The sequence below is a fragment of the Aeromonas sp. ANP5 genome (genome assembly GCF_963870295.1).
Classification (GTDB): domain Bacteria; phylum Pseudomonadota; class Gammaproteobacteria; order Enterobacterales; family Aeromonadaceae; genus Aeromonas; species Aeromonas veronii.
In genome coordinates this window covers 86,526-94,655 of record NZ_CAWMRY010000016.1, presented here as the reverse complement: position 1 = coordinate 94,655, position 8,130 = coordinate 86,526, and the positions used below count along the sequence as shown (strand labels likewise).

7 protein-coding genes and 2 pseudogenes are annotated in these 8,130 nt (G+C 47.8%); all 9 read right to left on the bottom strand.

The window, feature by feature from the left end:
• Positions 1 to 24: 24 nt before the first annotated feature.
• Positions 25 to 198: pseudogene (locus tag AACT07_RS11210) on the bottom strand (transposase); the annotation flags it as partial.
• A 102-nt stretch (positions 199 to 300) separates the two neighbouring features.
• Positions 301 to 1,467 carry a nucleotide sugar dehydrogenase gene (locus tag AACT07_RS11205; RefSeq protein ID WP_069527769.1) on the bottom strand — a complete coding sequence of 389 codons (1,167 nt, stop codon included), beginning with the start codon at positions 1,465 to 1,467 and terminating at the stop codon, positions 301 to 303.
• Between the two features lie 67 nt (positions 1,468 to 1,534).
• Positions 1,535 to 2,324: pseudogene (locus AACT07_RS11200) on the bottom strand (winged helix-turn-helix domain-containing protein).
• Between the two features lie 177 nt (positions 2,325 to 2,501).
• Positions 2,502 to 3,251, bottom strand: a complete 750-nt coding sequence (locus tag AACT07_RS11195) for a phosphocholine cytidylyltransferase family protein (protein ID WP_069527768.1) — start codon at positions 3,249 to 3,251, stop codon at positions 2,502 to 2,504.
• Positions 3,252 to 3,257: 6 nt separating this feature from the next.
• Positions 3,258 to 3,881 carry a gamma-glutamyl-gamma-aminobutyrate hydrolase family protein gene (locus AACT07_RS11190; protein ID WP_069527766.1) on the bottom strand — a complete coding sequence of 208 codons (624 nt, stop codon included), beginning with the start codon at positions 3,879 to 3,881 and terminating at the stop codon, positions 3,258 to 3,260.
• Positions 3,882 to 3,886: 5 nt separating this feature from the next.
• A complete protein-coding gene (locus AACT07_RS11185; RefSeq protein ID WP_069527764.1) occupies positions 3,887 to 6,283 on the bottom strand; it encodes a PEP-utilizing enzyme in 2,397 nt (798 codons plus the stop codon).
• Entirely contained in the window at positions 6,280 to 7,002 is a 723-nt protein-coding gene (locus AACT07_RS11180) for a formyltransferase family protein (protein WP_069527762.1), read from the bottom strand. The genes AACT07_RS11185 and AACT07_RS11180 overlap by 4 nt, the downstream gene beginning before the upstream one ends.
• The gene (locus tag AACT07_RS11175) at positions 6,999 to 7,574 is read right to left on the bottom strand and encodes a hypothetical protein (RefSeq protein ID WP_083249966.1); all 576 of its coding nucleotides are present in this window, start codon (positions 7,572 to 7,574) and stop codon (positions 6,999 to 7,001) included. Before AACT07_RS11175 ends, AACT07_RS11180 begins: the two co-directional genes overlap by 4 nt.
• Positions 7,574 to 8,095 carry an adenylyl-sulfate kinase gene (locus AACT07_RS11170; RefSeq protein WP_083249965.1) on the bottom strand — a complete coding sequence of 174 codons (522 nt, stop codon included), beginning with the start codon at positions 8,093 to 8,095 and terminating at the stop codon, positions 7,574 to 7,576. The genes AACT07_RS11175 and AACT07_RS11170 overlap by 1 nt, the downstream gene beginning before the upstream one ends.
• Between the last annotated feature and the right edge of the window lie 35 nt (positions 8,096 to 8,130).

Below are 8,130 nucleotides of genomic sequence, written 5' to 3'. Positions count from 1 at the left end.
TTTAGTTGACCACTACACAGGACGTCCTCCTAGGGCCGGTTTTTCCTGTCCCCCTTTGGCGACAACAACACAGTTGGCCAATGTGCCTTTGGCAATGCCGAGTCTTCTGGCTGCTTCCGCCAGACTGAGCTCTTGCTCCAACACCATCCGAACCGCCTCTGCGCGAAACGCTGGTGAATAGTGTTCTCTTGATTTTATTGAATACCCCCGATTGTTTCATCGTAACAATCGGAACTGTCTGTGAAAATCAGAACACCTCATTTTGAGCTACCATTTAGATCTGTACAGCCTGAGTCTGCTTTAGTCGTAGCCAAAAACGTCACGTGTATAGACCTTATCAATTACATCAACTAATTCAGGGTGCATTCTATTAGCTAATATAACATCACAAATACTTTTAAACTCTGATAGGTCAGTGATGACTTCTGACTTATAAAAAACCGACTCTCTGATAGATGGTTCATAAACAACCACCTCTATGCCCTTTGCCTTTATCCTTTTCATGACACCTTGTATTGCTGACACCCTAAAATTATCTGAACCAGTCTTCATAGCTAGTCGGTAAATACCAACTCGCTTAGGGTTTTCAACAATCACCGTATCGGCTATAAAATCCTTTCTCGTTTTATTGGCATCAACAATCGCTTTAATTAAGTTGCTGGGAACTTGGTTGAAATTTGCTAAAAGTTGCTTAGTATCTTTTGGCAAGCAATACCCTCCATAGCCAAAAGATGGATTGTTGTAATAGTGACCAATACGAGGGTCAAGGCAAACGCCATCGATAATATCTCTTGTTGCCAAATTGTTTTTTTGAGCGAATGAGTCTAGCTCATTAAAAAAGGCAATTCGCATTGCCAGATACGTATTTGAAAAAAGCTTTATGGCTTCAGCCTCCGTACTTTCCGTAAAAACGACTGGCACATCCTTTTTTTTTGCCCCCTCAATCATTAATGCAGCAAATGACTTTGCCATTATATTCCTTGCACCAATGACAATCCGCGATGGATAAAGATTATCGTATAGCGCTCGGCCTTCCCGTAAAAATTCAGGGGAAAAAAAAATATTTTCACTGTTATATTTACGCTGTAATTTTGAAGAAAATCCAACAGGAACGGTAGATTTTATGACTATTACTGGGTTGGATGTCACCTCCATGATATCACTAATGACTGACTCCACTGAAGAAGTGTCGAAACAATCCGTACTAGGATTATAGTTAGTAGGCGTTGCAATTATAATATAGTCTGCATTCTCATAAGCCTCTGTTTTACTCAAAGTTGCAGTCAGATTCAGCTTACATTCCTTTAAAAACAACTCTACTTCAGGGTCAACAATAGGGGACTCTCTGGAATTTATTTTTGATACTTTTTCACAACTAACATCCAACAATATCACATTGCTTTTTTGAGCTAGTAATATTGCGTTAGATAAACCAACATAACCTATACCAACAACAGCGACCTTCATCATTCCCCCTTAGCAATATAAGTAAGTAGCTTCAGCATTAAATTATGCATTTCGCAATAAGTTTTCATCAAAAAATGAATTTTTTAGGTGTGATGTGCCTAAATAACTGCTCCTGATAGTGCCATGCATTCACCGTTCCATAGCCATTCCCAGGAAAAAGATACACGGTATCAATGAAGTGTTTCACTCGAATCAGCAAGCAAGTAATTCCCCTGTGTTGATGATTACGCGTGATAGTTTTGGCTCGTCGGTAGTGATGACGCCGTGTTTCCAGCATGGTGATAAACAGAGATGAGTTTTCTTTATGCCACTGACGTAAAGTACTCTCCGTTGCCGACATGGAGAACGCCTGCCAGGTAATTCGTTCTCTCCCGCTGTAACAACCCGCTTTTGCCGCGTTCTGAACATCCTGTCGGCCACTAATTTGGGATGGAGGTCTATATCGACTTCATCCTCACAAAGCGCCGGATTATCGGCATCACAGCGGGCCAGCACAGCGTCGATATTCGTCATTTTTTCTTGATAGACTGGGTCTTTTATCCGCAAGGTTGGCACAGGCTTGCTTCAGACAATGCCCATTCGAGGTAACCATCGACGGAGCGTAGAAGCTGCCATATTGAGGCCCGTTAACCGATTGATTTGGATGGCCAATAGTTTGGTACCCAGCGGCTGCGTTGATAACCAAGATCTTGCGGAGAAAACTACATGAGCAGCATCAGTAAGGTGACAATCTTGGCGACAGGTACGACTGGGCGCGCCTAGACGGTAAGGTGTTGAACATCTGAGGCCGTGTAGCAAGATAGCCATCAGGCGACAAGCATGCCTTTATCACGCGTTGCATGGATGATTTTGTGCATGCGGTACCGTTGAGGTCGTGGCAGGATAGGCGTCAACTCAACCTTTGGGTTTGTTTTGTTTGGTGACTCATGAGATCAAATAAACAGGAACGAGCTCCCTTACCCCTGTGATTTACTATTTGGAACAGCTATTTAATAAGGCGATGCTGCTGTCAATGGACAATAGTGATATCGCGATTAAGATCGCCAATCATGACTCCAACCTGGCTCAGCTATCATTTGTTCGTACAAGCTGATGTCTGATTGATTATCCACTTCAACCCAACCACCGGATATCGCAACTGTCGCAATAGGAACGCCTTGAGACAACAATAAGCGCAACAAGCTAGTCATATCCAGCTTGTTGATTTTTTCGGCGCTGAGTCCTGCTAACACCGCAGACACTCGTTGCCAGCCCTCAGGGGTGAACCTCAACAACCCCATATATTGCCCTTCGATCTCCTCTCGAGCATGAACCCGTTCACCGATGGCGAACAATTGACCCCCCTGCTGCCGGAAGCTCTCAGCATCCAATAAAGGATCCTCAAACCGAGCAGACCAGAGTGACCACCACTCCTTGTCATAGCTGGTGGCTAGTGGTGCATCAGATGACATCAAGGTTCTGATGATCCCAGGGCGATAGACAATATCCCCGTAACAGACAAGAGTCGGCGCCGCCGATAGCACAGCATCAGCACACATCAGGCTACGAACCATATTAGAACTAGCCCAGTTGGCGTTCATGATTCGGCTGTCACCGTAGCCCAGCAGGGCTTCACTGCAATATCCGCAAACCACATGAACACTATCGACACCAGCCGCAGCTAGCGATGCCAACTGCCATTCAATCAACGGCTTACCAGCCAATTTTGCCAGCGGTTTAGGTTGGTTCTCGGTCATGGTACCAAGCCGGGAACCTCGCCCGGCCGCTAAAATTATGGCTTGCATATCACCTCATTCAAAAAGCCACCGGCATAGTTGCCGATCAAATTCATGGCAGAATAATTCACGCTCAGGATGCCACATGACTCCAGCCAGCTTCATGCGCTGATGGCTAAAAGCTTCGCAATAACCCTCAGCATCGACGACCAGAGTTTGCAAACTGGCCGGTAGCGGTAAGGGTATCCGGTTGGAGTGATAGGAGTTGACCTCAAATGTCTCATTCATACCTCCCCATGGCAATGCCCGTCGCTTTGAGACTGAATGTCGAGTTGCCACATGATGCTCACCACCCGCAATTACCAGCTCGCCATCAAAGAAGCGTTGAATCAACTGCATCCCCCGGCAGATGCCCAACACCGGCCACTGGTGGTTCACGGCATGTTCCAGCAGAGCAAACTCACTCTCATCCCGTAGGGGATCCAGACTGAGATCCTCACCGCCAGTTAAGATGATCCCCTCGACCCCCTGAGCCTGGGCGTAAGCCACGCTCTGTGAACCAAGATTGGGTAACAACACCCACTCCCACCCCCAATCTAATTGCAGCAAAAAACGATACCAATCCCGAGCGAGCCCATCACGGGCCTCTTGATAACCCACCGCCTGACATGTTCGTAACGTAATGCCTATCCGCTTCATGTGTGTCACACCAAATTAATTGTCTTATCCTGACAGTTCAGGACGATACCCCGGCAACGCAACAGGCGGCTGAACAACTGCTCACCACAACCAATAGCCGCCGGGATACCAAATTCAGCGCAACGAATGGCCATGTGGGAATTGGCTCCGCCATATTGCGTAACCAGACCAGCTATATTCCGCGTAAAAACCCAGTCATAGCCAGGGTCTGCGTTTTCTATGCAGACAATCCGTCCCTGCAATACCGTGGTGACCGGTGTGTCTTGCTGCAGTAATATTCCCTCAGCTTCCACTCGCTTTTGCGTAATAAAATTAGGCAAGCTGCGATGTATTGGTACCACGAACACATCATCCGCTCCCGAAATCAAATGGCCAAGTTTCAAAGAAATGGCCTGCTGATACTCATGTCGGGCTTTGTCTACCCAATTCAGCACAACGCGATCGATATCATCCAGCAGTGGGGAAGCCAGTGTATCCAGCAGTTGGAATATATCCAGGTAGGAGAGATCCTCCCGCGCCAGACCAACCTCTCCTCCCCAACGGTTGAGCAAAGCCAATGCATCCGATAAGTCTCGAGTGAAGATCAGTTTGGCGTACTCTCGCGCTTGGACGGCCTGGCCAGCGTAGGTCAGCAATCCAGCGGCAGTAACGGGCCAGCTTCGTTCATCCAACAATCGCTGCAACGCCTGTTCCTCGTCGGGTTGTAGCTCAAAACCTCTTGTCACATGGACCGACTCCAGCCCATTCGACCCAGATGTGGTCGCAAAAAGGTCGTGACGCTCATCATAACGCAGCGACGTAATGTCATAGGTTCCTGGACGCAGATGACCAAATCGGGAAAGAAAATGGTCCGCTGATTGTGTCCCCGCAAAAACAGCCGCGTAATCCGTGGTAAGATCGGTTGTCACCGTATGTAAGGACTGTTTCCAAAGCTGCACTCGTTCCATAGAAATTGCTCCGCGACGGCATGCAGAACGCAACAACTCTTCGGCAATGAAGGCATGGCGGGCAAGGATCGCAAAGTTAACGGTACCGAACTCACGGCACGCCAGCAAAAGACGTTTGACGGATACCAGATCGGCTCGCCAGCTCTTAATCGGCCCCCTTCGCTCTTGATCGACTGCACACGCATGGATACCCACCAGCGCGGCCGCTAGAGAGCCCTCGCCCTCGCCGACAATGGCGCGGTACGTCAATGCACCCAGCTCCTGTCTATAGGTTTGAAACGCATCGGAAGTCAGGCATCCGGCATAACGAACCTCAAAATCGGCTTCGAAGGTAAAATCCAGACAGGTTTGCACAACCTCAAACTCAACCTTGTCATGCCATTCCGGGTGCTCGCGTAAACGTTCCAGCCAAGCTGTGACCAAACGCTCGCTCGTCGCATCATCAAGACCTGCTGGCAAAAAGGAGTTGAAGCTGCTGCGTACATCGATATAGGGATGATGCCCCAGCATCACCATCAGCACTTGATGACGGGGATGGTAATACCCCATCCTGGCTCGAGCCTCCCGCCATGCCGAATCGGTTACCAGCAAGCGATAGAGAGATGAAGCCAGTGGGCGTGGCATAGTTCCGATGATCTCGGCAGGATTCCAATCCGGCATCACCCCCAGTAGTGAGTTACCACCAAATAAATCACACTGAGGAGGCAGGGTTTGCTCAAGGTAATGCCGAATATGGGCCAGTTGCCGAGCAACTCGCCGTTCAGTGACCGGATGCCAGGTATTACAAAGAGTGATGCGACGAACTTGCAGAATGTAAACACACTCTTGGCGATCGATAGCGAATTCGATGTCCAAAGGCACCCGTCCACAAAGTGCCTCCAGCTCTCGACATGCCGCCAACAATCCCTGAATACGTGTTGAACGCACGAGACTATGATCAGTATCACGGTAGATCAATACTGTCTTCTGGATTCCGACCCCACCCGTAATTGTATCTGTCAGACCACTTTCATCATCATAATTAATTACATAGTAGGGGGCGCCATGCTCCAGATCGTGGGTCATCACGACCCCGCTCATCTGAATATCTCTGAGCATGGGTTGCACCAATATCTGATTCTCTCCATGTTGATGCTGCCCGAATGAGGTAATCACACGTTCGATCGCCTGCTCCAGTTCAGACTGACTATCGACAGGCACATTTAAACAGCTGGTAAAAGCTCCAGCCATGGAATCACATTGGCTGTCTTCATTTTGAGCACTACTACGGATGATTACGCAGCCACCATGATCCATACCGGTGATGGCTGCAAGAATTTCAGTTTTTTGATATAGCCACTGAGTGGCAGTAAAGTAATAAAGAGGGAGAATTTTCGAACGGCCAACCCTCGTTTGTAAGCGGGCCAGAGTTTCAGATTTAGTTCCAAAATTAAAATCGGGAGTAGAGAAACTCATGAGAACCTCTCCTGCCTATCGATGGCGAGCAGGGCCATATGTTTGAGTAGAGGATGAATGATGAAATAAGGCGGAGAGTCCATTTGCTGAGACAACCGATCCCACTGCAACCCTGACCGCCACTGAGCCAGCACAGTAACCAACAGATCGGCACGAATCATATTGTCATAAAGGTAATCAACATCCGCTCCCGGAGGCGGCAGCGGATAGTGCTTCCGCGCCAAAATCGGGCCAGTATCGATATGCTCATCCAGTAGCAAGGCACTTGCAGCACAGCCTCCCTGCTCAATGATCTGGTAATACAGGGTTGTGCTTCCCCGATAATCCGGAAGCCAGCCAGAGTGAACATGTAACACCGAATAACAATGTAATAGTTCCGCCGGAACCAATTGTCCCGCGTAGCCTGAGTAGACCACCAATTCAGGACTCAGAGCTTCAAGCATCACAAGCAATACCGGATCCGAGAGGGACTGCGTCGAACACACCTGATAGGGCCAACCCAGCTCATCGAGACAATCTACAAGCTCCCGACATGGATCTGGAGTGAATAGATCGTTGACCATTACGCCCTGTACCTGCCGAGTAGACTGAACCCTCCCCCCTCCATCGCCATATACCAAAATAGCATCTGGAACTATGTTCGAGTTTGCTAACGTCTGTACATAGACGGAGGAGCGAACTGTACGACCACAAAGCAGTACTAGACGTTGTGCACTCATACACCCATCTCCGAACTCAACTCACTCAATAGTTGCTGTTCCATATTCAAGAGCCAAGCCAAATAAGCTCCCTGTTCTACATCAAGATGCTGAATTTGTGAAACGAGAGTGTCATTTAACTTGAGCAATCCACTCAGAAAATAACCGACTGATTGACGCTGCCAAGCACGAGATAGGCACTCTGACAGCCACAAGTAAGGTTCTATAGCGAGATAACCGCTTCCAGCCAGTGGTGGATGCGGGGGCTGAGTCTGATAGCCAACATACAGATGTTTACTAACTTCAAATTTTTTTAATAACCGGAGCAACCAGTAATCAACAACCTCCTGATCATCAGCTTCCACGACAGCTCCCCGTAAGACGCGACACATCACCTGCAGCAACGACAGGGTGTCCTCAGCACTTGCTGAGATACATGAGGTCACCGGAGGCAATATAGGGGCAGGTAAACGCTGAAGGGCCAACTCTCGAGATGCTCGCCACGCGTGTATAAATTCATCCCCCATGAATGGGGTATAGTGATAACGCTGTGGTGTTTGTAATAGATTGCCTTCTGAGTAGGGATAACGCATCAGATACCTCGCCCACAGACCTGCCGAATGCGGCTAATATATTCAGGCAACAACGACGCATCAAAAATATTATGTATCACTAGATCAGGAGCAACAGGAGGACAATATTCAATATCAACCCCAACGACATTGTGCTGCAGCCCACAAAGAGCAGCTTGATAGAGCCCCTTGTCATCACGCTGTATCAACGCAGATAGAGGAACATCCACAAAAATTTCTCGGTAGTCAGAGAAAATATGTCGGTTATTATTTCTTATATCAGAAAACATCGCTAGATTACAGCAGACTATATCGATTCCCTGACTATCTAACCAACGACAAAGTGATTGAATACGTTCTGCATTAATTCGTCGCCCAGCGATAGAATAATCATCGGCAATCTGATTGTGACAGAATAGAGTCCGTATTTCATCACCATCAACAAGCACTAAGTTTTTCTGGTTTACTTTTAGCTCTTTATATAAAGCACGGCCAATTGTTGTTTTACCTGCACCAGACAATCCGACAATCCAAATAACCATAACACCTCTCAACATCAACTATAAATACAAACAGA

What these genes read in the sequence shown, in the direction of transcription:
- AACT07_RS11185 (WP_069527764.1), bottom strand. Translation starts at nt 6,283, where the DNA reads ATGAGTTTCTCTACTCCCGATTTTAATTTTGGAACTAAATCTGAAACT.
- AACT07_RS11195 (WP_069527768.1), bottom strand. Translation starts at nt 3,251, where the DNA reads ATGCAAGCCATAATTTTAGCGGCCGGGCGAGGTTCCCGGCTTGGTACC.
- AACT07_RS11180 (WP_069527762.1), bottom strand. Translation starts at nt 7,002, where the DNA reads ATGAGTGCACAACGTCTAGTACTGCTTTGTGGTCGTACAGTTCGCTCC.
- AACT07_RS11170 (WP_083249965.1), bottom strand. Translation starts at nt 8,095, where the DNA reads ATGGTTATTTGGATTGTCGGATTGTCTGGTGCAGGTAAAACAACAATT.
- AACT07_RS11190 (WP_069527766.1), bottom strand. Translation starts at nt 3,881, where the DNA reads ATGAAGCGGATAGGCATTACGTTACGAACATGTCAGGCGGTGGGTTAT.
- AACT07_RS11205 (WP_069527769.1), bottom strand. Translation starts at nt 1,467, where the DNA reads ATGAAGGTCGCTGTTGTTGGTATAGGTTATGTTGGTTTATCTAACGCA.
- AACT07_RS11175 (WP_083249966.1), bottom strand. Translation starts at nt 7,574, where the DNA reads ATGCGTTATCCCTACTCAGAAGGCAATCTATTACAAACACCACAGCGT.